We start from the raw sequence: 25932 nt of genomic DNA on the forward strand, positions 1-25932 counted from the left end.
GGCGGCGATCACTTCGCCTCCAACTCCCGCGACCGCAGGCTGAGGGTGCCCACGATGTAGCAGGGGATCAGGAAGCCGAGCGTCACCAGCGCCGCCCAGCCGAGGTCCCCGGCGGGGATCGCGAAACCCTCCGCGGTGCGGGCGGCGGTGTCGAAGGCGCTGAAGTCCGGGATGACGTGCGACAGGGCCCACATCAGAAACAGGATGCCCTGGTCCAGCGTCTGGATAATCGTCGTGCCGACCCCCTCCTCCATCTGCTTGACCGTGTTCATGTGGGTGAGGATGCGGTACGCGGCCTCGATCGGCCCGCCCTGATCGCTGCCGGCGAGGTTGTCCGGCTGGAACACCCCGACGACCAGTTCGTTCATCAGCGAGTGGGCCCGCTGCCCGACGATCAGCAGGGTGAACACCAGCAGCGTGGCGACCGGGCCCTTCACGAAGGTGCCGGCCGTCACCCCCAGGGCGACGAGCAGGATCATTTTGAGCCACAGGGCGACGATGCTGCCGAGGTAGCTCAGTTCGAACGGCCCGTCGGGCGGGCGGATGAACAGGTCGGCCTGGCCCATGCCGAGGAGCTGTTGCGGGTCCAGCGACCGCACCTCGACCGTCAGGCGGCCCTCGTCGGTGACGAAATCGCGGAGCAGGTCGTAGTTCGCCAGTTCGCCGGTCTCCGGATCGCGGGAGGCGAACTTCACCGGCAGGTTGTGGACGTTGCCGTCGAACTCCTGCAGCTCGATCAGCTTCGGATCGGGCGCCCGCAGGCCGGTCTCCGGGTTCACGTAGGTGAACTGGATCAGCAGGCCCCGGTTCATGTTGCCTTTGATCGTGCGAAAGCCCTCGAAGTCGCTCTCGAACTGGAGCACCTGGCCCTCGGTGCGTTCGCCGGTGGCGGCGTCCTCGAGGGTGACGTCGCGGAAGACGTCCTCGGTGACGCCGTCGAAGGTGTAGGCGGCGTACATGCGGGAGGCGCCGTCCACGTAGCCGCGGTACTCCCAGATGTTGCCGACGTTCAGACCCTTATCCGTCGGCCGGCCCTCGCGGTCCCAGAACTGCAGGCCGCGCTGCTTGAGGTACGTCTGGCCGGTCTCCGGGTCGACGACGTACTCGTCTTCCATGGCGAACACCGGACGGCGGGCGACGAGCGCCTCCTCCACGTCCGCCCCGTCGGCCTGCCGGGCGATCCAGATGTAACCCACCAGCCCCATCGCCGCGAGGATCACCGTGCCGATCAGCGAGTACCCCAGCATCCGCCCCAGCACGACCTCGCTCCGCCGCGCCGGTTTCGTGACCACGGTGTGCAGGCTGCGGCGACGGATGTCCTCCGGAATGCCCCAGCAGGAGAGCAGCAGCATGACCAACAGCGTGAGCCAGCCGATGACCGTCAGCACGAAGCTCACGTAGACCTTCACCTGGTCCGCGGGGCGGTTGCCGGAGTTCGACAGGAACCAACCTGCGAACATAAACAGCACCCCGAACAGGGCGAACACGTACAGGGCCCGGCGTCGCAGGGCCTCGCGCCAGGTCAGTTGGGCGATCGCCCAGACGTGCCCGCCGGAGACCTTCACCAGGTCCGCCGCCCCGGCGGCGAGGCTGCGGAAGAAGCCCTTCGCCCCGCTGGCGCCGCCGGCGATGATCGCGGCGAGCAGCGCGATCGCCAACACGATCAGCGTCAGCGATCCGAATACCTGGACCCAGGTGAGGACCGAGCCGGTCGGATCGAAGAGGCGGGGGGTCAGATCCATGCGGGGGACGCGAACGTCAGGGGGGAGTGCGGGCGTGCGGGGCGGGCGGCGTCAGGCCGGTCGGTCCGGGGGTCTGGCCGGTCGGCCTGGGGGGCCGGCCGGTCGGGGTCAGACCTTGTCGGCGGACTCCGGCGGGATACCGGCCGACGTGGTCCCGGGCAGATCGTCGTCGGCCGGGGGCACCTCGCCCGGCAGGTCCTGGGCGCTGAAGGTGCGGCCCGGGCGGGCCTCCGCCTCGGAAACAGTTCGCAGGAACAAGTCTTCCAGCGTCTTCTTCGGCTGGGTCACGCCCGCGATGACGTGGTGCTTCGCCAGCACGGCCTGCACCTCGGCGAGGGCTTCGGGCGACAGTTCCGGCGTGACGATTTGCGTCTCCCCGCGGCTGCGGAGCAGTTCGTCCACGGTGCCCAGCAGCTTCAGTTCGCCGCCGGAGAGAATCGCGATCCGGTCGCAGACGTCCTCGATCTCCGCCAGCAGGTGGGAGCACATCACGACGGTCTTGCCCTGGGCCTTCAGGCCGAGGATCAGGTCCTTCACGTCGGCCCGCCCGTTGGGGTCCAGGCCGGAGGTCGGTTCGTCGAGGAACACGATCTCCGGGTCGTTGATCAACGCCTGGGCCAGCCCGATGCGGCGGGTCATGCCCTTGGAGTACTCCTTGAGCTGCCGTTTGCGGGCGTGCTCGATCTTGACCAGCTTGAGTAACTCGTCCGTCTTGGCCCGCCGCTGGGCCTTGGTCATCTTGAACAGGCGGCCGTAGAAGTCGAGCGTCTCCTCCGCGTTCAGGAAGCGATAGAGGTAGCTCTCTTCCGGGAGGTAGCCGATCTTTTCGTTCTTGGAGACGTCCGTGGCCGACTTGCCGAGGATGCGAATCGAGCCCTCCGTCGGGAACAGCAGCCCAAGCAGCATTTTGAGGGTCGTCGTCTTGCCGGAGCCGTTGGGCCCCAGCAGGCCGAACACCTCGCCCCGCTTCACGTCCAGGCTGAGGGCGTTGAGGGCCCGCACCTTTTTGCGGCCCCAGAAGTCGCGGTAGACCTTCGAGAGGTTCCGCACCTCGATGACGGTCTCGCCGAGGGGGTGGCCCGGGCCGAGGGCGGCCTCGTCGACGGCCGTCGGCGGGGCGGGGGCGGCGGGCGGGGCGGTCAGGGTGTCGGCCACGGGGGGAGACGGCTCGGGGTCGGCGGAGCGGGCGGCGCTGACGCTACGCGTCCGCGGCGCGGGGCGTTGGGCGCGGGCGGACAAAATCTTCAGCGGCGCGGATCGTACGGTCCGGCTGTGCCGACCGCGATGGAACCGCGACCGTCAGGCCGCCGGCGCCCTCCCGGTCGAGGCATCGCCGGCCGCATCAACGACGCAGCGCTCAGAACCGCGCCTCGCGGTGCGACAGGTACTCCAGCAGGGCCTTGTCGAACTGCAGCCCCGTGTGCAGCGGCACGAAGTCCGCCCCCATCTTGCGGCACTCGGTCTGGAGGTCTTCACGAAACTCTCGCACGGCGTCGGCGTATTCGCCCCGCATGCCGGCGGCGTCGAGAATGAGATTTTCGCCGGTCTCCGGGTCCGTCAGGTCGACGGTGCCGGTGAAGGGGAACTCCACTTCCGCCGCGTCCAGTACATGGAACACGATGACGTCGTGCCCCGCGTGTCGCAGGCGCCGCAGGCCTTCTAGCGTGGAGTCGCGGTCGGTCAGCAGGTCGCTGAACAGCATCATCAGACCGCGGTGCTTGGCCATCGCGGAGACCTTCTTCAACGCCCCGCCGACGTCGGTTCCGCCGCTGGGTTTCGCCGCCGCGAGCACCGCGAGCATGTCGCCAAGCTGCTTGCGTTTGCTGCGGGCCGGCAGGCTGGCCCGCAGTTCGTCGCCGAACGTCACCAGCCCCACGGGGTCCTGCTGATGAACCATCAGGTAGCCCATCGCCGCCGCCAGACAGATGCAGTAATCCAGCTTGGTGAGCTTTTGGCTGTGCGTGTAGCCCATGGACTCCGACAGGTCCATCAGCAGCCAGCCGGTGATGTTCGTCTCGGCCTGATACTTTTTGACGTACAGCCGGTCGGTCTTGGCGAAGGCCATCCAGTCGATGTCCTTCGGATCGTCTCCCTGGGCGTAACGGCGATGCTCCGAGAACTCGACGGAGAACCCATGAAACGGACTGGCGTGCAGCCCGGCCATGAACCCCTCGACGATAAACCGCGCCCGCAGATCCAGCCGGCTGACGGTCTGAATGACCTCCGGCTTAAGGTAACGCTCGGTGGGAGTGGGCATGGGTCGATGATAGGGGAGAACCGCCCGCGAAACCGCCAGCGGTCAGCGTGGCCGCTTGCGGTTTCGCGGGTCGCGTCGGTGCGGGCTCAGCCCTGGCAGCCAGCCGTCGTACTCTGTCACCCAGATCCAGTTCTGGACGGGCCACCCGATCTTGACGGGGTTCTGTTCGACGTACCGGATCACCCGACGAACATCGGCCGGCGTTTCGAGGAAGACGACCCACCCCGGCCCGCCCCAGACCGGATGCTCCTCGTCGCGGTGGCCGCGTTCCCGGAGCAAGTCCCGGGAGGCGTTCTGCAGGTTCTCGATCATCGTCTCGCCGCGATCCCGGTGCTTACGGATCAGCACGTGCACGTGATCCGGCATCGCCGCGGCGGCGTAGCAGGTGTAGCCGCAGCGGCGGACCGCTTCGCCCATCGCCTCGGCGATGCAGCCGCATTGGCCAGGGGAGAACGTCAGCAGGTCGTATCGCAGCTTCTCGGCGGCTCGCTCGTAAAACGCTCGAATCTCCCGCCCCGCCGGTTGGACCGTTCTCCGCCCTTGATGGAGCGGCCCCAATTCCCGGAGCGAACGGACGGAGATTGCTTTCGACATGCTCCCCCGCGGATCGTTGGGAAGCCACCACCCGTACGCGGTCCAGATGAGGTGGTACGCGGCGACCATCGCTCGGTCCTCACGGGGAGAGTCACCCGCGAAACCGCAAGCGGGACGGCCCTACGCTTGCGGTTTCGCGGGTTCATAACAAGCGACCACGCTCACTCCGGGAACCGGTCGAACTTGCCCAGCACGGTCAGGCCGCCCTCGGTGACGGTGAAGCCCCGGGCCCGGTCGGCTTTGGGGTCGACGCCCACGCTGGCGCCCTCCGGGACCGTGACGCCTTTATCGAGGATCGCCCGCCGCACGACCGCCCGGCGGCCGACGGTCACGCCGTCCAGCAGCACGCTGTCGGTCACGTGGGCGTAGCTGTTCACCCGAACGCCGGGGCTCAGCACGCTACGTTCGACCCGCCCGCCGCTGACGATGCACCCGGTGCAGACCAGGCTGTCCAGCGCCACGCCGGCCCGGGGCGGATGGTCGCCGTCGGAGACCTCCTCCGCGAACACGAACTTCGGCGGCGGGTAGTTCTCCCGCCAAGTGCGGATCGGCCAGTCCGGGTCGTACAGGTTCAGGTTCGGGGAGACCTGCACCAGATCCATGTTCGCCTCGTACAGGGCGTCCAGCGTGCCGACGTCCCGCCAGTAGCCGGTGCCCTCGCCGGTGGCCCCGAGGTTGCCGTCGCCGAACGGGTAGGCCCGGACGTGGGAGCGGGTGATGATGTCCGGCAGAATGTCCTTGCCGAAGTCATGCGAGCTGCCCGGCACGGTGGCGTCGCGGCACAATTCCTCGAACAGGAACGCCGCGTCGAAGGCGTAGATGCCCATCGAAGCCAGGCAGATGTCCGCCCGGCCCGGCATCGGCGTGGGATCGGCGGGCTTCTCGGCGAACTCCACCACCCGGCGGCGCTCGTCGATGCCCATCACCCCGAACGACTGTCCCTCCTCCAGCGAGACCGGCAGGCAGCCCACCGTCGCCGCGGCTCCGGCGTTGAGGTGATCGCGGATCAGCGCCGCGTAGTCCATCTTGTAGATGTGGTCCCCGGAGAGGATCAGCACGACGTCCGGGCGGCTTTGCTCGATCGTGTAGATGTTCTGGTACACGGCGTCGGCGGTGCCCTGGTACCACTCCTCGCTGAGCCGCTGCTGCGGGGGGAGTACGTCCACCCACTCGTCCAGTTCCCGCGACAGGAACCGCCAGCCCTGGTTGATATGCCGGTCCAGGCTGGCGGCCTTGTACTGCGTGAGCACCAGCGCCCGCCGCAGGCCGCTGTTCAGGCAGTTCGACAGGGCGAAGTCGATGATCCGGTAGCACCCCCCGAAGGGCACCGCCGGCTTGGCCCGGTCGCGCGAGAGCGGTTCGAGCCGACTGCCCTTGCCGCCGGCGAGGATCAGCACGGTGACGCGCGGCAACGCGGCCGGGGCGGCGACGCCGACGCCGGGCGGCGTCGTGGGCAGGCCGGGAACGGGGGGCGAGGAGAGAGTCACCGGGCGGGTCCGTGCCGCTGAGGGAGGGGGCAAATCGCTGGGAGTGAGCGAATCGCTGCGGGCGCCCCGCCAGCCTACCGCCGAACCGTCCGACCGGCGACGGGCGGCGCCCCTATCTTGCGGTCGCAGCCGAACCTCCCGGCCGACGAGACCGCGAACCGCCGCGGGGCGGGCCGTGTCCGACCGTCGTCCCGCCGCCAGCGGCGACGATCGGGTCGTTTCGGCTTGACCGTCCGGAGCGGCGTGATACTCTCCCCGACCCGATCGCTCGCCCCGTGCGGGTCGTCGGCCAAGCGCCCCTAGCTCAATTGGATAGAGCGTCGGTCTACGGAACCGAAGGTTGCAGGTTCGAATCCTGCGGGGCGTACTTGTATTGTAGGGTCAAACGGCCCTGAGGTTGGGTACGCTCGCGACTGGGTACGATCGCCGGGTACGATTTTGCGCGGTTCTCGCGCAGCCACGCCGCGTCGCCCTTCGCGGCGGTCGGCTCGCCCCGTAGAACCGTTATCTTCCGATTTTCCTCGACGTGGAGCGGCTCTGTCGGCAGTCGCCGGGGGTTTCTTTCGAGGTGCCGCACCGCGGGCCTCGGTAGTGTTCTCGGGAGCGGGTGCGACAGAGCGCGCTCGTGCTACGGCAATCGGCCCCAGAGCCTGCCGCCGCCGCGGCCTTCCTCATCGGGCCCGTCGTCGAGTAGGTCCGAAAGTCGGAATTCTGTGTGACGACGTCGTTGGGCGGCGTCTTCGCGGAAGCCCGCCCCGCTGGCCCGTCGACAGTGCGGATCGCCGAGCTTCTCGTCGGGGCTCGGCCAGCCCGTCTCGCCGCCTTGTGCTTCGCTCGCGCCTCTTCCCCCGGTTTCCGCCGTCCGCCGTGCCCGTCCAACGAGAGATCGACTTCGACGCCCTCGCCGAAGAACTTCCTGAGGCCTGGATCGACCATGCTTGGGAAGGGGATCCGCACGTATCCCCTCCGCAGGCCCTCTTCCGGGGACCCGAAGTCCGCGACGCCGCGGGCTACGACCGCATTCCGCTCGCGGTCGTTCGAGAGTACGGGGCGTGCGCCCTGACGATGGGCGTCCTACGCCGGCATCTGAACGTGGCGGACAATCAGGCCTTCCCGAGCGTGCAGCGGATCGCAGCCCTCACTGGATATTCTGAACGGACCGTGCAACGCCAGCTCGAGAAACTCCAGGGCCGCGGCGACGGCGAGCCCGGTGAGGGACTGATCTACCATCGCGGGTGGCAGGGGGCGAAAGTCTACCGGTTCACTGAGCGGGCATTGGCGGCCTACGCGATCGGTCCCCGCCCGAGCGGCCAGGGACGCGACGGCTTCGCCGTGCTCCCGCGTTGGGTCTCGCGTTTCGACTGGTCGCCGAAGACTCGGTTGCTGTACGCCTACTTGGTGAGTCGTGTGTGCGCGCTGCTGGCTCAGTGGCGACAATGCGTGAATGGCGAACTGGACGACGAGCATTCGGATCATCGTTGGCTCCGCCTCGCCCCAGCACTCGACCCGGCGGAAATCGAGGACCGACTAGAGTTCGCCCCGCAGACGATCATCGCCGGGATCAGACAGTTGCATTGGGATCGGTTGATCTTGGTGCTGCCGAGGTCAGACGAGGACGAGTGGTACGGTGAGTATCAGTTCCTCTTGGGGCCGGCTCCGGATCTGAACAATCTGCCGTCAGAGCCGGAAGTTCGCCCGCGCCGCCGGGCGAGGCGGCGCCGCAACTTCTTGGAGGGGCTCCTCGACCAGCCGGTCCCACGCCCTCCGGATCACAAGCCCCGGTAGGCGGGTCGGCGACCGCTTCCGCGACTTGCCCGCTGATCCCGCTCCCGGATCGAGTGGCGCAACGGTGGCGCGTCCGCTATGCCAACGATTCTGTCCTCCGCCGCGAAAATGGTGTCGTCCACAGCGTAAAAAGTGTCACCCGAACACCACAAATGAACCCATACCCGAACAGGAGCTTATCTCTAATGCACTTCGCTGCGCTTTGTGGTGGACAGACGGATAGTGTGCTGCCACCCTCGGTGAGAAACGAGAGAGTCCAACGCATTCGGGGGGACTTGGGGAGGAGGACCAAGGGAGGGGGCGAGGGAATCCGTCGACGCTCTGAAGTCACGGGTTCTAAGACTTCAGGAGGCGAGCCCGCGAAGACGCGCGACGCGATCGGCGACCGTCAACGCCGTTGCCGGTTTTCTGATTGGCAGGGCAACGCCGCCCGGCTCACGGGGACGATTGCAGGCGAGCTCAATCGACTCCGACCAGGAGGGCGGGCCGAGGTGGCTTTGCCCGGTGAAACTGGGGCAAGGCTAGAGTCCGCCAAAGTAGGCGGCGCGAAATTCGGCGCAGCGGATACGGATGTCGAACTCGCCGCCGACCCGCAGGAAGGCGATCCAGAGGGGAAGGCCTCACGGTTCGTCGGGACCGACCCGGGCCTCGGCGTCGTCCGCGAGTACGAGGGCACGATCAGCGGCCTGATCGACGGCACGCCCTACACCGGCGACTTCAAAGAGGTCGCCCACGGACACAGCGAAGAATAATCGGCAACGTATGAGGGACGATCTCCATCCCGTCCCCGACATTCCCGCCGACCAGCCGGCTTCGTCGGGGGAGTCTTTGCTTCGGAGCGTTCGATGTGGTGGAGAGCTCTCGTCGCTGGCGGCGGAGGGTTGAAACCAGATGCCCGGCCCCACCTGAACAACGAGTCCTTTCAGTCACTGGTGCGAGGCGGGCTGATCGGCTCCACCCGCCCGCAGGCGCCGTCGATTGACGAATACATCAAGGCGACCCTCAGCGACGGCCGATGGCGGCTGCGATGCGAACAATCTCGGAGACTGGGGGCCGCCGACGGGGCGGGGTGACCTAACATACAGCGTGTGCGAGCCGCCCGATGCGGCTTGCTTCGTCCCCGAACTTTCCCCTAAGCAAACCGCTACACGGCCTTCCGCGAAGGAGCCCGCTCGCCGCGTTGCCGCCCCCAGCCCGCTGAATCCTGCCCTGATGGCCCGCTCGGACCTACTGCTGTCGCTGGTGAAGGCCGGCACTGCCGGTGACGAGCGGCAGTTCCGTCGGACGGTCGAGGCGGTCATCGCCGAGGAGCGGGCGAAGAACCACGGGGTCCTCGCCGAGCGGCTCGACGCCGCCCTGAAGGAGCCGCCGCGGAACGGTCACGCTGCGAACGGCGGGGGCATGATTCCGACCGGGGGACTGCGGACAGGCGGGTCTGAGGCGGCTCTGTTCGATGAAATCGTCCCGCGGCGGGGGTTCGGGGACCTCGTACTGGGCGACGACGTCCGGCGGGCGTGCAATGAGTTGGTCGAGGAGCAACAGCGGGTCGAGCTGCTGCGGTCCTACGGGTTGGAGCCCCGCCACCGCGTCCTTCTCAGCGGACCGCCGGGAAACGGCAAAACGAGCCTCGCCGAGGCGTTGGCGGACGCCCTGATCGTGCCGCTGCTGCGGGTCCGGTACGATGCCCTGATCGGCAGCTACCTCGGGGAGACGGCGGCCCGCTTGCGGCGGCTGTTCGACGTCGCCCGCACCCGCCGCTGCGTACTGTTCTTCGACGAGTTCGACGCGGTCGGCAAAGAGCGGGGGGACGAGCGGGAGGCCGGAGAGATTAAGCGGGTCGTCAACAGCCTGCTGCTCGCCGTGGACGACATGCCGAGTCACGTCGTGCTGGTCACCGCAACGAACCACTCCGGCCTGCTTGATCGGGCCGTCTGGCGGCGGTTCGAGGTTCGGCTGGAACTCCCCCCGCCGACGCGGGGGCAGCGGGAGGCGTTCCTGACCGCCGCGTTCGCCCGCATCCGAGTCGCCCGCGGCGGGCCTTCGCCACAGACGTTGGCTGGCAAGCTGGACGGAGCGAGCTACTCGGAACTGGACGATTTCGTCACCGACATCGCCCGCCGGGCCGTGCTCGCCCAACCGGACGCCGACGTGCGGGCGATCGTCCGAGACCGGCTGCGGGACTGGGAGCGGCGGGCGAGACCAGAGTGAACGGGCGTCCCGATGCCCGGCGACGGTATGTTGTTGGGCATGGACGACCGCCCGCTGTTGATCTTCCCAACGCCGACGAAAGCCCCCAAGGCAAAGCGGGGCGGCGGCGGAACGCCTGTTGACCCTCCGAGTCCAGAGAAGCAGCAGGAACGTCTTCAGGCTCGGTTTGACCAAATCCTTGACGGATTTCGGGGGGCGTCAGCTGACGCCTCAGGGGCGCTGCCCGAGCAAGTGGTTGTTTTCGAGACGCTTGGCGACAGCGTAGAGAACTTCGCGAAGGCCGCCGCGAACGTGGAGGGGCTGGAGTGGCTCGCTGACCTAGAACGCGAAGACGTCCCCGCGGAACATGGCTTTTCGATTGTGGGCGACGAGGATGGCGATGACGAGTTGACTTGTCGGATCTACGGGACGTCTGCGACGCAGGCTGCTGTGCAAGAGGTCATTCGCCTGTGGGGTCAGTGGCAAGCGAATCCGAACGATCGGGCGGGATCGGGCTTCGGCCCCTTCAAAGATATCTTTATTCACCTGCGGGACGTGCGGCGGTGGGACGTGCGAGACCGGCTGGACGACGGCCGGCTACTGGACCGCTGGCGTGAGGAACTGCCCCACCGGACTGGGGAGAAGCTCCGCTTCGAAATGGAGCTCTGGTACCGGTCGAACGAAGTGGACCGAGAGCGGGCCAAGGCGGACGCGTCTGCCGCGGTACGTACAGCCGGCGGCCGGGTGGTGAAGATCGCCCGCGTCGACGGCATTCGCTATCTCGGCGTCTTGGCCGAACTGCCCGCAGAAGGGGTCGAGGAGCTATTGAAGGCGGTGCGAACGGGAAATCACACGGACCTCCTGAAGTGCGAGGAGGTAATGTTCTTCCGCCCCCGGCCGCAGACCGGCTTCCTCCCCGGGCCACGGGACGAGGAGACTCGGCGGGAGGTCGTCGCCGCCGCCGCCGCTGACTCTATTCGCCCGCCTGCGGAGACCGAACCGGTCGTAGCTCTGTTCGATGGCCTGCCGGTTGAAAACCACGACCTCCTCGACGGGCGCATCGTCGTGGACGCCCCTGACGGGTGGGGGGACGACTACCCCGCCGAAGCCCGCCGGCACGGGACGGCGATGGCATCGTTGATCCTGCACGGCGACCTCAACGATCCGGACCGGGGCGGTCCGCTCCCGACCCCGCTCTACGTTCGCCCAATCCTTAAGGCCTTCGAGACCGGCAGCGACTGGTGCGAAGAGTTTCCGCGGGACGAACTGATGGTCGACCTGATCCACACCGCGGTGCGTCGGATGAAGGTCGGGGATGCTGAGGACGAAGCGGCGGCCCCGGGGGTGCGGGTGGTGAATCTGTCGATTGGTGATGCCGATCGCCCGTTCCTACGGGAGATGAGCCCGCTCGCCCGGCTGCTCGACTGGCTCGCGAGCGAGCACGACCTCCTGTTCGTCGTGAGCGTCGGGAACCACCAGCAGGATATCGAGTTGAACATGACTCGGGCGGAGTGGGAGGGGCTCGTCCCTGGAGATCGGGCCGAGCCCGTCCTGCGGGCGCTCGAAGAAGACCAGCGGAACCGCCGCCCGATCATGCCAGCGGAGTCGGTAAACGCCGTGACTGTCGGCTCGCACCACTCCGACCACGCTGCCCCAGTCAAGGGGGACCGACGGGCGGACTGCTTCGCCGACGGCGGGCTGCCGACCCCGCTAGCGTCCGTCGCGGCTGGCCGCGGCCGGGCGGTCAAGCCGGAGATCCTCATGCCCGGCGGGCGGGCATTTTACACATGCCGGCCTGTTTTGGGCTCGGACCCGGCAGTCCTAACCACTACTGCCAGCCCCCGCGGCCCTGGTCTGCTGACGGCCGCCCCAGGCGTTCGCCGGGGCGACCTCGGTCACACGGAATACGGGTTCGGGTCCAGCAACGCCGCCGCCCTCGCCAGCCGACTCGCCGGGCTGGCTCACGAGAAACTCGCGGAAGCGATCGACCCCGACCTCCCGCCGCTGCCGTCGGCGGGGCGGACTGTCCTGTTGAAGGCGCTGCTGGTCCACGGGGCATCGTGGGAAGGTCAGACTGACGTGCTGGAGCGGGTGTTCGGAGCTGAGTACGAGGGGGAGCATTGGAGCCACTGGGACCGGTTGCTCGCCCGCTACCTTGGGTTCGGCTTGGTCAATCCGAACGTGGCGCTGTTCTGCACCGGAACCCGTGTCACCGCGGTCGCCGCCGCGAAACTCGCGGCTGGGGACGCCCACGTCTACCAACTCCCGCTGCCGCCCAGTTTCCCCCGATCGAAGATCAGGCGACGGGTGACCGCGACGCTAGCGTGGAATACTCCGATCAACGTGCGGCATCGGCAGTACCGCAAGGCGTCGCTCTGGTTGAAATGGCCGAACGACCCCCTCCGCGTGCGGGAGAAGGTCGGGCTGGGTGCTCGGGCGGCGGAGTTGGGCACCGTCGAACACGTGGAGAGGGCCGGAGATTCCGCCGTCGCCCCGGCGGCGGGAACCTCCCTCACGGTGCAGGTAAACTGCCGGGAGGACGCCGGCGGGCTGAACAACTCCGTGTGGTACGGCCTCGCCGTCACGCTCGACGTGGCGGAGCCGCTCACCGTCGACCTGTACGAGGAGATGCGGGAGGCCATCGTGAACCGCGTCCGGCAACCTGTCGCGGCTTGACTGCTATTGCTAAGCGGGAGGAGCAGGCGCTCGCTTGTCCCGGTACGGGCTGAGCGAAACCCTGTTGCGGACGGCGACCTCCGCCTCGGCGATCTTCACGAAGTCGAGCGCCTTCCACCCCGCGTCGGTGAGCGGCATCGACGCGGGGTGGCGGTGACGGTTCCGCCGTGGCAGAAGGTCTCGATCGTCGTCTTCACCGCCTGCACGGCGACCCCGCGGCCGCGGTAGGCGGGATCGACGGTCACGGCGTCGAGGCACATCAGGCCCTCCCACAGGGATTCGATCCCGAGTTCCTCCCTCGGCATCTCCGATTTGTTGTCGAAGACGGCGGCGAACATGTCCGCCAGCCCGTCCGAGTGAGCGTCGCAGACGTCGAACAGCGAGAACCGTTCGTCGATCACCCTGCGGGTCTGAACGATGAAGGCGGTCAGCGAACCGACCTCCCGCTCCGCGGCCCCGTCCTCGTCCGGGTAGGGGCCGAGCTCTTCCCCCTCCGACCCGATGTAGGTGACCACGGCGCCGGCGACGGAGCTGACGTAGTCCGATTCATCGGCGCCCAGGTCTTCGTCCTCGCAGGCGACGAACAGGCCGTAGCGAACGGCGCATTCGAGCCGGGGGCTGGGCATGATCGGCGGCTGGTCAGTTGGGTGCGAGAAGGGGCCGGGGGCGTCGGCGCCAAGCGGCCACCATCCCGCCGTCAGAACCGTCGCACCATCGCCAGCCGCGACGCTGGTCTCCACCATCGCCACCACGCCGGCCTTCACGGCCGCCGGGAGGTGCGGCCACGCGGCGGCGACGCGGGCGAACCCCCGAGTCCGCGGCGATCGTCGAGGCATTAAGCCGAGCCTTGCAGCTCCCTGGTAATACATCGTCCACTTTGGAAAACGCAGGCGTTCGGCGCGATGCGATTGTTCCGCGGTCGAATAATCCCCCCGAGCTGGACGCCGTGGAAGTCGCCCCAGAGGAACGCTGGTCCGTATTCTCCTCCTGCCTACCCCAGCAGGTGACGCTCGGTAGGCCGACGCGGTTGTCCGCCGTCATTGGCGAGGCTCGTACGATGGCCGCCGCGGCCGCGTACGGAAGGTGAATTGCCGAGTCCTCTGCGACTGGCGGATGCCGGACGAGTTGGTCGGTCTGGTTGGCGACGGGCAAGGCCAAATGGTCAATCTGAGGCACGCTCGCGTCGACGACGGGGCCACTTAAACCGAGCAAGAACTCCCCGGGATCGCGACCGCGGGATCGGGCACCGAGTCCAATCCGCCTGATGCGTCCGCCGCACGCTGATGCGCCCTTCGACAGCGGAGGCTGTTCCGCGCCGGACGTCCGGAAGTCCGAAATTTTGGACGTCGAGGGGGGATCGGTCTCCACGTGTGCGTGGAGCGTTCCGATGCCGACGAGCCGATTCGACTCGGCGAAGAAAAGTTCGCCGCCCCACGTTTTGGGCGGAGCGTCCGAGTCAATCTAGAAGGAGCCGAATCCGGTCCCCGTCCCGTTCGGCAAACCGCCTCCCCAGAGCACTGGCGAAGAGGCGGGATGAGGAGTGGACGCGAACTGGCCCGAAAGCGGGTCCAGTCTGTCAAACGAAACCGTGAGAATAGACCAGAGGGGGTGGAGACGAACCTGGTGAATTCTGCCCGGCCCCTGGCCGGTGCTCCGACGCCATCCCGAGACGGCCCTTCGCAGCCTCCCGAGGGGCGACGACCTCACCGGCATACGCGGTCCGGCCGACCCGCCTCAGCCTCGAGACGGGCGATCGTCAGCGCGGCATGGGCGAGCATCGACAGCGTCACGTGGCGATGCCAGCCGTCCCAACTGCGGACCTCGTAGGCGTCCAGCCCCGCCTCCCTCCGGGCTCCCGCCACCGTCCTCCGGAACGCGTCGAGCCCCCCGGCGGCCTCGACCAGCGTCCGCGGCGGCGCCGGCTCCCATGAACTGCTGAGAAAGTAGGTTCGCCCTGGGGCGCCGGTCTTCGACCCGGCGGGATCTTCCCGAACCAACAGCGCTTCGCTCACGATCGGCCGTTCGACCGCCCCCATGCCCCGGCCGCACGGCAGGGCCGCCCAGCGGGCGGGGCGGCCGTTTTCCGCCGGCCCCGGAACCACCTCCCAGTTCACTTGGCCGCCGTCCTCGGCCGTCCGCAGGTGCCCCTCCGGCGTCGTCATCGTGCGGCCCGCGATCAGCCTCCGCGTCGCCGCGACGACCGCGACGTGATCCTGCGTTCGTCGTCGCGGGCTGGTCCAGAAACGGGGGAAGCTGCAGGTCTCGTCCGTCACCACCCGGTCGCAGGGCACGCCGGCGTCCAGGGCCCGGCGGATCAGCCCGCCGGCCAAGTTGGGCGTGCCCGCGGGGGCTACGACGCCCCCGCGGCCGAAGACGTGCGTGTCCGGCGCCCCGACCGCGACGCGGCGGGCGGGGTCCGTCGCCCACTCCTCCGGGAGGTGGAGGACCCGGTCGATCAGGGCGCAGCCGCGGGCCGTGCGATAGGCCAGGAACACCGCGGCCTGGCAGGTCCCGACCCGCCCGGTCGTCGGCGACCGCCGCCGCGTCGCCCCGGCCGACTTGGTTCCCCGCTTGGGGAAGCGAACCTCCCCCGCGATCAGGGTCGCTTCGCCGTCGGGATCAGTCAGCCGCTCGACGACGTACTCCCGCAGGTCGTCGCGGAGGGCGTCGGCGTCCCACCGCGCCCGGTCGAGCAGATGCCGGAAACCCGCCGGCGTCGTCTCGCCCGCCGCCGCGGCCAACGCCCGCACGCCGCCCCGGCCGGCGCCTCCCCCGCCGAGGGCCAGGGCCCGCAGGTACGCCCCCGCCCGATCCCGCAGATCGCGGCGGAGAAACCGCGGCCCGATCCGGGCGGCGACGGCGTCGAACTCGCGGTCCCGGAGGCGGTCCGGGTCCGTTCGGGACTCCTCAGGTCGGACGTTCATTCAGGTTCTCGGGGCGGAGGATCGGCCCGCCGGCGTCCCCCGCCCGCGGTCGCCACCAAAGTACGAGAGTTGCGCGGCCGCCGTGAGGCCGGCCGCCCCAGCCTCCGGCCCCGCGGGAAGTCTTCTCCGTGGAGCACAAGATCTGGGGGGCCCTCGGGGACCGGGCACACAATGCCGGCGCGTCTCGATTTGGGGCGCATCCAGGGTGTGATGTTTGCGCGCTCACTCGGGATTTGAATCAGCGGAGAGAGGCTCGTTCGCCGTCCGCACTCCGATCAGCGCACTGAAGCCGGCACCGTCCAGAGGCCGCCGCGGACCGGCCCATAAGGGAGGCGGGCCGGATCCGTCCCGACGACCCGGACCGGGCTCCGCCGCGGAGAATCGCGACGACCGTGAACGCCTGTCGCCGTCCCCCCTCCGCGGACCTGAACCGCCGACGGCGGAACGGTCCGAACTTTCGGACCTCGGTCGCTCCGGCATGAGGCGGCCCGCCCGGGCGACCGCGGCGGCGACCGGCCGGGGCCGCGTGGCGGGGCTCCCTTCGCCGCCGGCTTCAGGCGATCCCCAGGACCTCCGGAGACCGGCGCCGCGACCGGTCCTGGGTTCGGCGTCCCGCCCCCGCGACCGTGGACGTCTTCGCAGGTCGGACCGGGGACGTCGCCGCCCCCCCGTGGGGAACGAGCGACCTGCTCGGGGGACGTCCGAAGTTTCGGACCCTGGCCAGACTGGAGAGAAGAACTCGCTCGGGCCGGAGGAGCCTCGAGACACCGTCGGCCGCGTCGCCCGACCGGTCGGACGCGGCCCGGTCTCCGCGGCCGGCACGATCCCGCCGTGACGGCGAGCGGCGCCCGCCCGAGGTGCCGGGCGAACTCGGCGTCGACCTCGCCGGACGGCAACCCTCGGGAGATGGACGTCCCGGACGCCCCGGAGCAGTCGGCTCGGGCGGACTTGGCGACGGGCGTTCTCCTCCTCGTGTCGTCCCCCTCCAGAACGCCGGGTGCCCTCCGGCCTGCCCCACTGCGGGGCGTGGCGGGCGTCGGGGTCAAAACCCGCATTGACCCCCCCTGTCCGGCGAGGCGTACGGGCTCCGCCGTCGGCGGCGTGCGGGAGAAGCGGCTTCGGCGTTCAGGCCGGCCGCCGCCGCAGGTCAGACTCAGGATCGGTCGATGACCGAGCCGGCGTCCCGCTTCGCACGTCGCCTTCTATAATCCCGTGTTTTGCTACAGAGGGGGGCGTGCTGATCGTTTCGCCGTTTCTCGCCGCAGAACCGCGATCTCAGACTACAGGTGTAGAGCGGAGGGCGTGCCGACCATTTCGCCAATAAATTCGACGCTCGGTACGACCCGTGGGCGAGGGACGGTCGGCGGGGGCGTCGGAGAGACCGTCGCGATGTCCGAAGCCGCGGCCCGTTCGCAGTCGTTTAAGTCGGAATAACAGGGGTGCCGAGGTCTCGATGACTCTCCGCCCCCATGAACACTGGGCCGTCTTCCGGAGGGGGCCTTCAGGACACCGACTCACTGCCGTCGCCCCCGCGGCATCGGCGTCGGGTCCCCGCCCGCCGCCGGCCGTGCGAAAGTCGGTGCCTGACAGTCCGGATGGGCCGCGGGCCGCGTCAGCGTGACGAACGGCTAGACGCCGTGCGGCGGCGGTTCGGCTCCTCCGACGTGCCGCCCGGCCTGATCGCCTCGGCTTCTTCGACGAAGCCGGACACGACGGGGCCAATCGAACTCCAACAGGGCGTCGAAGTTTCCCCGGTCCCGGCGGGCGTACCGGTCCTCCCGCCGTCCCGCGGCCGGGGTCCCGGTCACTCCTGCAGCAGCAGCGTCGGCTGGTCCGCCCACCGCGGCCGGGGGGCCGGCTCGTCGGCCCCGAGCGGGTCGTACTCCGCGGGGGGATCGACGTCCCCGGTGACGCACATCCAAGGGCTCGTCTCGTCGTCCGCGCAGTCCGCCTGCCAGAGGGCCCGCAGGATCCCCCGCCGGGCGTTCTCCCGCGTCCGGTCGTCGTCCGCGGGACCGGAGACCGGCGCGTCCCGCATGTAAGTGTCGAAAACGTCTGGGAAGAGATCGAACATCCGTCCGCGGTGCGTGACGATCACGTCGCCGGGCTCCTTGCCGGCCGACACGGCGAACTCCGCCGCCTCGGGCCCGGCGGTGAACCCCGTCTGCCGGATCAGACGGATCGTCTGGAGGACGGGGTCCTCGGTCGGCTTGCGCTTCGGGGCGGGGGGGAACAGGGTCTTCGGCACGGGGGCTCTCTGCCAATGGGGAAGGCAACGGACGACCGACCGCCATGCTATTCCCGCGGCGGAAGGGCGCGGGGCGGACGTCGGTCCGGCGTCGGGGCGGGAGCTGGCCCGGGAGGTCGGGCTCGGCCGCATCTAAAAAGAAGCCCCCCGCGCGTGCGGGGGGCGTGCCGCCGGCGTGAGCCGGCGGCGGGAACGTCACCGGCCGCGGCGGAGGCCGCGGCCGAGGGGACCGGTCGCCAAGCCGACGGCCGCCAGGGCGACCGCGGAGCGGACCGCCACGCGGGCGGCGGGGCGAAGCACGGCCAGCATTAGGCCGACGGCGGGGCGGTCGAGGAACGGGGTGGCGAACAGGGACATTGGGATCTTTCGAATCGGGGAAACGGGGGCGTGGGAAAGCGGCGGGGCTGAGACGACCCGCGACCGCCCCCGCCGGGACGGTGGCGGGGGATCGGTCGGGAGAGCGAAGCGGATCAGCGGCGGTCGCCGGCCCGCTCCTTCAGGCCGTCGATCAGGCCGCTGGCTTGGCGGCGGGAGAGTTCGGCGGCGTCGGTGACGCCGAGGCGCCGCAGCTCGGCGGCCAAGTCCGCCCCCGCCCGCCGGGCGAAGGCGTGCAGCGCCCGCACCTGATTGGGGGTGCTCGGCGGGTCGGACGGGGGGCGTCGTTCCAGCCCCACCTGCGGGAGGCGGGCGGGTTCGCCCTCCTCGAGCTCGGCGACGCCCAGTTCGGCGTCCACCGCCTGCCGGACCACGCCGAAGCACCCGCGGATCTGGCGGCGGAGCTTTTCGGGGTCCTTGAGCAGCTCGGCGCTCAGCTCCACCTCCAGGTGGACCATGGCCCCGCGGCTGCCGTAGTCCGGCTGGCCGATCTTGCGGCTCAGGCCGCAGTTCATCTTCAGCATGGGTCGTACCTCCTGTGGGGGGGGAAAGGGGACGTGGGAGCCGGCTATGCGGCGAGGTCGCCGAGCCGCTTGAGGCTGCCGAGAGCGCTGGCGACGGCACGATCCCGCCTCTTCAGCTTCCGCAGGTCCGCGGACAGGGAGCGGGCCTGCGAGGCCGCCTCCGACAGGGCGGCGGTGAGGGCGGCCGCCCGGTCGAGGAGGGCCTCCGGGTCGGCGGCGGGGACGTCGGGTTTGGAGCGGGACACGGCAGGGGCGGGGTTCGGGGAGCGGAACGGGACGGTCGCGGGAGCCGCGGCGGCGGGAGAGGGTTCCGGGGCCGGCCCCGCCTCGGCGATGAGGCGGACGGCCCCCTCGGCGGGGACGGCGTCGCCAGCGAGCGTGGCGAAGACGACGGTGGTCCCGGCATCCTTGGGGGCATCGCACCGGACCGGCTCCTCCGGTCCGTGCAGGACGATCCGGGCGCAGCCCGCGGCGAGGGCCCGGGCAAGGAACCGCCGGTCCGCCACGGCGACCGCCTTGCCCGTGACTTCCGAGGACGCCGTCGCCAGTTCCACCGCCGCGGCGCCCTCCTCGGCGGCCCGGACGAGGAACAGGCCGTCCCGCGCCTCCAGGGTGACAGGACGGCGGGCGTCGCCGTCGCCCGGGAGTCGATCCAGCCGGTCGGCGAGGAACGCCGCGTCGGCCTCAGAGAGGCTGACGGTTGCCTTCCCCTCGCCGCCGGGCACGACCCGATCCAGATCCGGAAACCGGGCGTCCCGGACCTCCGGCGTCCACAGCCTCCAGTCGCCGGCCGAGAGGACGACGAGCGGCACCTTCGGGCCGTCCGTCACCCGCGCCACATGGACGTCCAGGTCCTTCAACGGGGAACAGCCCAGGGCGTGCGGGGCCGGCAGCAGGACAGGCTGCTCCCACGGGAAGTCGAACCCGCGCGCGATCAGCAGGCAGTGGCTGTCGGTCGCCTCGATCCGGCCGGCGTGCGGGTCCAACCGCACGCAGCCGAGGGCGTAGCGGGTGGACTCGGCGTCCGTGACGGCGATCGCCTGCCGCAGCGCCGCGGCGAAGCCGGGGCCGGGGTCGTGGAGGTCTTCCACGGCGGGCGGAGCAAAGGTCGTCGCTCGGTCCCGGTCGGCCTTCTCGACCGTGCCGTGGGCACTGCGGGGCACCCCCCGCTCGTCCCAGTGGGCGACGACGGCGTCGCCGCCGTCGGCCTCGGCGAGGGCGACGTCGCCGGTCTTCGCGGCGCCGGCCTCGGCCAACAGGCCGAACGGCAGGACGAGGTCCGAGGAGGGGCGTTCGCCGGGGATCAGCAGGGAGATGCCGCGTCCGTCCGGGCCGATGGCGGTCAAGCGGGTGCCGCCGCCCTCGGCGGCGTGGACGCGGACGGGCGGACCAGCGTCGCGGGCTTTGAGTGTGAGGTGTTTCTTCAAGACCAGCCGGAACGAGTGCAGCGTCCGGCGGGGCAGGTTAATCGGGGGCATGGGGACTTCTGGTGTGCGGAGGATGATCGGGTGAGGAAAAAGGCCGGCGGCGGGTTGCGAGCCCGCCACCGGTCGTGAAGTCAGCGCCCGGTCAGTGAAAGGCGACGCGGCCCTTGCCGCAGCGGTGCGGGTTCGTCCGCTGCCGGGCCTGTTGCTCGTCCCAGTCGATGGGGCCGAGGTCGTCGTCGAAATGGGTGAACGACGACGGGGCGTCGAGCTGGAAGCCCATCCGGGCGATATCCGCGACGCGCTCGCCGGTGACGGCGGCGATGCGACGGTTCAGTTCGTGCTGGGGCATGGAAAACTCCTGTTCGTGAAGTGGGAAAAGGGAAAGCGGCGGGTCGGCACGTGGCCGATCCGCCGCTTCGGGGGAAGACGTGGGTGGAGCCGGGCGGTCAGCCCGGCGGGGTCAGTCGATGCCGCGTGAGCCAGTCGGCCTCGGCGGTCAAAGCCTCGCTCCGCAGCGGGAACGGACCGAGGGCCGGGCCGCCGCTGGGAGAGAGGTCCGCGGTCCACCCGCCGCCAGGGGCGGGCTCGACGTGCGACGCTCGGACGACGGAGGCAGCGCCGAGGGCGTCGGCGTCGATCAGTTCGCCGTAGAGGCCTTGAGCGACGCCGTCGGGGCGAACGAACAGTTCCTGCACGGCGCCGCTCATCGCGGCGACCGCAGGACACGCCGGCGGGGGGCGTCGGCGACGAGCGGGTCGAGGGCCTCGGCCACGCCGGCCAGACCCTCCCGCACCCGCTGTTGGAGCCAGCCGACGCCGGTGTTCGCCCGCAGATCAACCGGGTCGACGCCCCGCATCAGGCCTTCGGCCTCGGCGACGACGGCGTCGAGGTCCGCGTTGCCGCCGACGTTCAGACGCCGAAACCGCTGGAAGAACTCGGTGAGGTTCTCGACGGCGGAGTCGCGGAACACCCGCGGTCCGCCGCCCTCGCCGCCGGTGAGGCGTTCCCGCAGATGTTCGACCAACTGGGCCAACTCTTGGGCGAACGCCTGCTCGGCGAGCTGCACAGCCTGCTCGAACCGTTGCCGTACCCGGTCGCATTCCTGCTGGTACAGGCGGGGCGAGAGGCGCCGCAGGTAGTCCGGCGGCTCCACCGCGGGCAGGTCCCAGCTCAGGCCGAACAGCGGGGCGAGGCTGGGCGGGTAGTCGGCGGGGTCGAACAGGTCGCCCAGCCGGCGGCGGGCCCGGGAGACGAGTTCATCGCGGCAGCGGTCCACCTCCGCCGCGGCGTCGGCCAGTTCCGCCTGCAGGTCGCCCATCCGCCGCTCGAAGGCCGGCAGGTCGTTGCGGGGCAGCAGGCGGATGCCGGCCTCGGGGTAGGGCAGGCTGGCGGTCTTCCATTGCGAAACGGCGGCGTGGCGGACCTTCGCCGCGGCCCTGAGGGCCGGGTGTTTCGTATCGAGGAGTTTCTTCGAGGCCGACAGGCTGCCGCTCTCGGCGTCGAAGGGGGAGGCCGCCTCGTCCTTCTGCTCGGCGGACAGCGTCCGCCGCAGGCCGGGCCAGGAGACGTGCAGCCGGACGGCCGCGGCGTCGGATCGCAGCCGTTCGGCGGGGTCCTGTTCGCGGTGATCCCGCTCCTCGTCGAGGAACGTGACCTCCGCGGCGCCGTGATCGGTCTCGGCGTCGGGCAGGTCGGGGTCGGCGGTTCTGGCCCGCCGGGGCGGACTGAGCAGTAGGGTCATGGGTGAAAACTCGTGAGGGTGAAACGAAAACGCCCCGGCGAAGCGCCGGGGCGTGGTGAGGGAGATGCCGGTCGGAGCCGGCGGTCAGTTCAGCGAGTAGTTCTGCTTCGAGGGCCGGCTGGTTCGCCGACGGGGGGCGTCGGCCGCCTGCGAGTCTCCGGGGCGAAACATGCCGCCGGCCTCGGCGTCCAGGCACCGGCCGCTCGCCCACCGCCGCAGCTTCGCGAGGGGTTCGGCGGCGGAGACGGAGACCGGCACGACATGCGTCGCCGCCTCCGTCAGGCCCACGCCCAACAGGGCGCTCAGGCGGCAGCAGGACTCGATTTCGGCGCCGGTCCAGCCGGCGTCCGCGGGCGTGGAGTCGTTCGCGGCGACGCCGTAGTGCTCGCGGTAGGTCTCCCAGATGCCGCGGCGTTGCTCCTCGCCGGGCAGGTCGAGGAAGAACGTGGCGTCGAACCGCCCACTGCGGGTCAGTTCCGGCGGCAGCCGGGAGGCGTCGTTGGCGGTGCAGACGACGAACACCCCCGGCGGCCGGTCCGCCAGCCAGGAGAGCAGCGTCCCCAGCAGCCGGGCGGACACGCCGCTGTCCTGGGCGCCGCCGGAGGTGCCGGCCAGCGCCCGCTCGACTTCGTCAACGAACAGCACGCAGGGGGCCATCGCCTCGACGGTCGCCAAGGCCCGGCGGGTGTTTTCCTCTGTCGCGCCGACGATGCCGCCCATCAAGCCGCCGACGTCCAGCGTCAGCGTCGGGCGGTCGACCTCCGCTCCGAGGGCCCGGGCGAAACTCGATTTACCCACGCCGCCGGGACCGAGCAGCAACACGCCCTTCGCCTCGGCCCTCGGCGAACCGTTAGTCAGGGCGGTCCGACAGAAGGTCTTCAGGGCCTGCATGCCGCCGAGGGCGTCGAAGCCGGACCCGCCGCGGTGGAGCGACAGCGGCCCGCCGGCGGCGAGTTGTCTCGCCTTCAGTTCCCACAGCGGGTCCGGGTCCAGCCGACCGTGCCGGACCAGCGAGAGGGCGAAGGCGTTCTCCGCTTCCGAGCGGGTCAGCCCCGCCGCGGCGTCCAGCACCGGCGTGAGCGGCTCGGGCAACTCGCCCTCCTCCGTCGCCACGCCCCGCGCCACGGCCTCCAGTTCCGCCCGTGAGGGCAACGGGCAGTCCAGCACGGCGAAGTCCCGGGCCAGTTCCGGGGGCAGGTCCGAGGCTGGCTGGACGAGGAGCAGGTGCGTGCGGCGGGTCTTGCCCGCCGCCAAAGCCGATCGCACCGCGGCCTGCAGTTCGGGGCTGCTGTTCAGGTATCGCTGCGGGTGCGTCATCGCCAGCAGCGAGGGCGTCTCGCCGTCGCCGGACTGCGGCAGCGACTTCACGGCGGCCAGCGGGTCGGCCGGACCGTCCTCGCCGCCGTCAGCGGTCCACGTGGCGAGGTTCCAGCCCCGCTCGCGGCACAGCCCGGCGAGGTCCCGAAGAACCTCCTCCGGCTCCGGGCTGACCGCCAGCACGCCCGGGAAGGCGGCTGCGACCAGTTCCGCCAGCTTCGCGGCCAGTCCGGGAGGCGGGGCCGCGGGGGTCGATTCGTCATCAGGTTCAGGCGGGGCGCAGCCTCGCGGTCGACGCGGCATCGGCGACTCCTTCGTGTGTGGGAATGGGATGTGAAAGAACGAGTCGATCAGCGGGCGTCAGGCCCGCTGATCGACCGTCTGTGCGACCGGGGCGGCCGCGTGGTACTCCGGCGCCAGCGTCTCGGCGGACTGCGTGCCGAGGGCCTCCTCGTACGGCTTGCTCGCCGCTCGGCAGGACGGGCCGGCGAAGCCTTTCGTTTCGACGCGGGTCGCGCCGGCGGGCGTGACGGTGATCTCGATGCATTGCATCTCAGGCGGCCTCCCCGGTCGTCAGGTATTGGGGAGCGTCGCCGAAGCCCGCGGCCCCGGCGGTGACGGTCAGCCGCACGCTGCCGTCGGCGAGGGCGGTCTCCATGCAGCGGTGGCCGCGGGCCCGCGCCTGGAGCTTCGTCTTCTCCACGGCGTAGGCCTGCAAGAGGCGACCGACGAAGCACTCGTCGCCCCAGCGACCTTCGTAGGTGTCGTGGTACAGGTCGCCGGTCTCGACGTCGCAGACGATCGGGTACACGAAACCGGGCGGGCGGATCGTCAGACCAGTCTGCACCGACCGATCGAAGTAGGTGACGGTGTCGGTCTGCGGCGGGGGCAGTTTCAGCCGGTCGCAGGCCGCCGCGAGGGCGGCGGGGTCCGTCGCCTTGGCGGCGACGGTGACGATGTGGCTCATGGCAGGGGCCTCTGGGTTCGGGCGAGGGAGGGGGGAACGGTCAGCGTTCGTCGCGGGGCGGCGGCGTCTCGCGGGCTGGGGCCGGGTCGAGCGGGCCGGCGGCGCGGCCGGCGGCGATTGCGGCGAGGTCGGCCAGCAGGCCGAGCAGCAGCTGCCCCGCCGCGGCGGCCAGCCGCGGCGGGAGGGGGAGTCGGGGCACGGGGCGGCTCCGGTGCGGGGAGAGAAAGAACGGCCGGCGGCGTCGCTGGCCTCACCCCACAGTGCTGCGGATTCCGCCTTCGTTTAGCGCCCGACTGGACTGGACGCCGCGACCCGTCAGGAAGCCCCCGCGCTTTGACGCGTCGACCCCGTGAGCCCACGGCGAACCGGTTCCCGAACCGCCACCGCCGTGACCGCCGTCCCGATGCACGCCGCCCCCGTGCGCCGGCTCGCCGTCGCGGTCCTGTTCGTCACGATCGTCTCCCTGGCCGCGGCCGCCGCGATCCGAACGTGGTCAGGGGAACGGTCGATTCACGCTGACGGCGGAGGCGGCGATCGAGCGACGATTGGAAGCGCCGACGCCCCGGCACGGACGCTGGACCTCACCGCGCCCTTGCGGAGCGAGCCGGTCGACCTGACGATCGCCTTGGTCGACGCCGCCGGCGCTCCGGTCCCGGGGGCGCTCGTGGAGGGGGCGTACTGGGGCAACGGAGATCGCCACTTCAACGGCTTCCACGCCCACTCGGCCGGCGCGAACGGCGTGCTGACGCCCCCCGGACGCACGTCCCGCTGGCGCTCTACGCCTCCGCTCCGAACCGCACGGCCGACGCGTGGGCCGATCAGGTCGCCGACCACGCCACGGTCACGATGACGCTCGCCCCAGCCGGGGCCTTCGCGGGCACACTCACAAACGCCGACGACGAGCAGATCATGGGGCGGAGGTGACGGCGGCGCTGCGGGTGCCGCAGAACGACTAGGGGACGATGTGGAGCCCCAGGTTCGGGGGAACGGCGACGACCGGGCCGGACGGGGCATTCCTGATCGCCGGCCTGCCGACCCGGTGGGAGTTGCGAGTCTTCGTCTCGCACCGGATGAGCGACTCATCGGTTTCGATCTACCCGGCGACTCCCCGGCCTGGGGAGGCGGCGTGGACGGGGGCGCTCTGGGTGGACGGTTCGGGGCGACGCCGAAGTGGCAGGATGAGCGATCGAGGCTCACTCCGGAGATTGTCGGTTCCGTCGCCGAACGGGTGCCGTCCGCCTTCACCGAGCGCCCCCGGGCCGACGAGCGGTTGCCGACCCTGACGGCCGCCGCCGCACATCAGAAGAAACGGGCGCTGGCGATCCTCGCCGACCTCGCCGACCCCGCCGATCCCACCGATCCCGCCGACGGCCGAGCTATGGACGCTGTTCGCCGAGGACGAAGCCACCCGCGCCGCGGCGGGACGGGGGTTCGTCATGATCTACCGGGCGATCAGTTCCCCCGTCGACGCGGACCCACAGACGGCGTGGGACTGGGAGGACGCGCCGCACGTCACGCCGCAGACTCCTGGCCTGATTCTGGCCTTGATGGCCCCGGCTGGAGGGTGCGACCCCGGCGGAGGGAGTCGGTTCAGTCGACGAGGTCGCCGTGCGGATGGGGGCGGCGGACTCGTTGGCCGGTCTGGCCTCGGACGTCGCCGCAACGACGGACCGGGAATTCC

Annotated in this window: 23 protein-coding genes and 1 tRNA gene; 6 read left to right on the forward strand and 18 right to left on the reverse strand. The window is 70.4% G+C overall.

Annotated elements, in window-relative coordinates:
- Nucleotides 1-8: 8 nt before the first annotated feature.
- The 5 genes from CA12_RS13035 to glgC all read right to left on the reverse strand — a co-directional run bounded on the left by CA12_RS13035 (nucleotide 9) and on the right by glgC (nucleotide 6080).
- Nucleotides 9-1742, reverse strand: coding sequence for an ABC transporter permease (locus CA12_RS13035; protein ID WP_145359344.1), 1734 nt, complete (start codon nucleotides 1740-1742; stop codon nucleotides 9-11).
- A gap of 108 nt (nucleotides 1743-1850) precedes the next feature.
- On the reverse strand, nucleotides 1851-2897 hold the full coding sequence (locus CA12_RS13040; protein ID WP_242687902.1) for an ABC transporter ATP-binding protein: 1047 nt from the start codon (nucleotides 2895-2897) through the stop codon (nucleotides 1851-1853).
- A 202-nt stretch (nucleotides 2898-3099) separates the two neighbouring features.
- On the reverse strand, nucleotides 3100-3999 hold the full coding sequence (locus CA12_RS13045; protein WP_145359345.1) for a DUF58 domain-containing protein: 900 nt from the start codon (nucleotides 3997-3999) through the stop codon (nucleotides 3100-3102).
- A 42-nt stretch (nucleotides 4000-4041) separates the two neighbouring features.
- On the reverse strand, nucleotides 4042-4593 hold the full coding sequence (locus CA12_RS13050) for a transposase (protein ID WP_165700735.1): 552 nt from the start codon (nucleotides 4591-4593) through the stop codon (nucleotides 4042-4044).
- Nucleotides 4594-4754: 161 nt separating this feature from the next.
- Entirely contained in the window at nucleotides 4755-6080 is a 1326-nt protein-coding gene (glgC, locus tag CA12_RS13055; RefSeq protein WP_165700736.1) for a glucose-1-phosphate adenylyltransferase, read from the reverse strand.
- Nucleotides 6081-6373: 293 nt separating this feature from the next.
- Between glgC and CA12_RS13060 the strand changes: the two genes are divergently transcribed.
- The 5 genes from CA12_RS13060 to CA12_RS13080 all read left to right on the forward strand — a co-directional run bounded on the left by CA12_RS13060 (nucleotide 6374) and on the right by CA12_RS13080 (nucleotide 12728).
- Nucleotides 6374-6447 (forward strand) — tRNA-Arg (locus CA12_RS13060).
- Nucleotides 6448-6947: 500 nt separating this feature from the next.
- Nucleotides 6948-7865, forward strand: coding sequence for a helix-turn-helix domain-containing protein (locus CA12_RS13065; RefSeq protein ID WP_145359348.1), 918 nt, complete (start codon nucleotides 6948-6950; stop codon nucleotides 7863-7865).
- A 497-nt stretch (nucleotides 7866-8362) separates the two neighbouring features.
- Complete coding sequence (locus CA12_RS13070; protein WP_207621974.1) at nucleotides 8363-8617, forward strand: hypothetical protein; 255 nt, start codon at nucleotides 8363-8365, stop codon at nucleotides 8615-8617.
- Between the two features lie 460 nt (nucleotides 8618-9077).
- Nucleotides 9078-10073, forward strand: a complete 996-nt coding sequence (locus CA12_RS13075) for an AAA family ATPase (protein WP_145359349.1) — start codon at nucleotides 9078-9080, stop codon at nucleotides 10071-10073.
- 429 nt (nucleotides 10074-10502) lie between these two features.
- Nucleotides 10503-12728 (forward strand): S8 family peptidase, encoded by a 2226-nt coding sequence (locus tag CA12_RS13080; protein WP_165700737.1) that lies wholly within the window; start codon nucleotides 10503-10505, stop codon nucleotides 12726-12728.
- Nucleotides 12729-12823: 95 nt separating this feature from the next.
- On the opposite strand, the gene CA12_RS13085 is transcribed toward CA12_RS13080, so the two are convergent.
- From CA12_RS13085 to CA12_RS22115, 13 genes are all read right to left on the reverse strand, one after another.
- Nucleotides 12824-13564 carry a hypothetical protein gene (locus CA12_RS13085; RefSeq protein WP_145359351.1) on the reverse strand — a complete coding sequence of 247 codons (741 nt, stop codon included), beginning with the start codon at nucleotides 13562-13564 and terminating at the stop codon, nucleotides 12824-12826.
- An 867-nt stretch (nucleotides 13565-14431) separates the two neighbouring features.
- Nucleotides 14432-15652: an IS701 family transposase gene (locus tag CA12_RS13090; RefSeq protein WP_145359352.1), complete on the reverse strand. Its 1221-nt coding sequence runs from the start codon at nucleotides 15650-15652 to the stop codon at nucleotides 14432-14434.
- 1804 nt (nucleotides 15653-17456) lie between these two features.
- The gene (locus tag CA12_RS13095; protein ID WP_145359353.1) at nucleotides 17457-17900 is read right to left on the reverse strand and encodes a hypothetical protein; all 444 of its coding nucleotides are present in this window, start codon (nucleotides 17898-17900) and stop codon (nucleotides 17457-17459) included.
- 195 nt (nucleotides 17901-18095) lie between these two features.
- Nucleotides 18096-18257 (reverse strand): hypothetical protein, encoded by a 162-nt coding sequence (locus CA12_RS22110; protein WP_165700738.1) that lies wholly within the window; start codon nucleotides 18255-18257, stop codon nucleotides 18096-18098.
- A gap of 113 nt (nucleotides 18258-18370) precedes the next feature.
- Nucleotides 18371-18799, reverse strand: a complete 429-nt coding sequence (locus tag CA12_RS13100) for a hypothetical protein (RefSeq protein ID WP_145359354.1) — start codon at nucleotides 18797-18799, stop codon at nucleotides 18371-18373.
- A 44-nt stretch (nucleotides 18800-18843) separates the two neighbouring features.
- Nucleotides 18844-20277: a hypothetical protein gene (locus CA12_RS13105; RefSeq protein WP_145359355.1), complete on the reverse strand. Its 1434-nt coding sequence runs from the start codon at nucleotides 20275-20277 to the stop codon at nucleotides 18844-18846.
- Nucleotides 20278-20368: 91 nt separating this feature from the next.
- The gene (locus CA12_RS13110) at nucleotides 20369-20575 is read right to left on the reverse strand and encodes a hypothetical protein (protein ID WP_145359356.1); all 207 of its coding nucleotides are present in this window, start codon (nucleotides 20573-20575) and stop codon (nucleotides 20369-20371) included.
- A gap of 97 nt (nucleotides 20576-20672) precedes the next feature.
- Nucleotides 20673-20933, reverse strand: coding sequence for a hypothetical protein (locus tag CA12_RS13115; protein WP_145359357.1), 261 nt, complete (start codon nucleotides 20931-20933; stop codon nucleotides 20673-20675).
- Nucleotides 20930-21967, reverse strand: coding sequence for a hypothetical protein (locus tag CA12_RS13120; RefSeq protein ID WP_207621975.1), 1038 nt, complete (start codon nucleotides 21965-21967; stop codon nucleotides 20930-20932). Before CA12_RS13120 ends, CA12_RS13115 begins: the two co-directional genes overlap by 4 nt.
- Nucleotides 21968-22051: 84 nt before the next feature.
- On the reverse strand, nucleotides 22052-23587 hold the full coding sequence (locus tag CA12_RS13125; RefSeq protein ID WP_145359358.1) for an AAA family ATPase: 1536 nt from the start codon (nucleotides 23585-23587) through the stop codon (nucleotides 22052-22054).
- A gap of 57 nt (nucleotides 23588-23644) precedes the next feature.
- The gene (locus CA12_RS13130) at nucleotides 23645-23836 is read right to left on the reverse strand and encodes a DUF2997 domain-containing protein (RefSeq protein ID WP_145359359.1); all 192 of its coding nucleotides are present in this window, start codon (nucleotides 23834-23836) and stop codon (nucleotides 23645-23647) included.
- Nucleotide 23837: 1 nt separating this feature from the next.
- Nucleotides 23838-24251 (reverse strand): DUF1257 domain-containing protein, encoded by a 414-nt coding sequence (locus tag CA12_RS13135; RefSeq protein WP_145359360.1) that lies wholly within the window; start codon nucleotides 24249-24251, stop codon nucleotides 23838-23840.
- A 40-nt stretch (nucleotides 24252-24291) separates the two neighbouring features.
- Complete coding sequence (locus CA12_RS22115) at nucleotides 24292-24450, reverse strand: hypothetical protein (RefSeq protein WP_165700739.1); 159 nt, start codon at nucleotides 24448-24450, stop codon at nucleotides 24292-24294.
- Between the two features lie 189 nt (nucleotides 24451-24639).
- On the opposite strand from CA12_RS22115, the gene CA12_RS13140 reads away from it, so the two are divergent.
- Nucleotides 24640-25101 carry a hypothetical protein gene (locus tag CA12_RS13140; RefSeq protein WP_145359361.1) on the forward strand — a complete coding sequence of 154 codons (462 nt, stop codon included), beginning with the start codon at nucleotides 24640-24642 and terminating at the stop codon, nucleotides 25099-25101.
- Nucleotides 25102-25932: the final 831 nt, after the last annotated feature.

This window comes from Alienimonas californiensis (assembly GCF_007743815.1).
Taxonomy (GTDB): domain Bacteria; phylum Planctomycetota; class Planctomycetia; order Planctomycetales; family Planctomycetaceae; genus Alienimonas; species Alienimonas californiensis.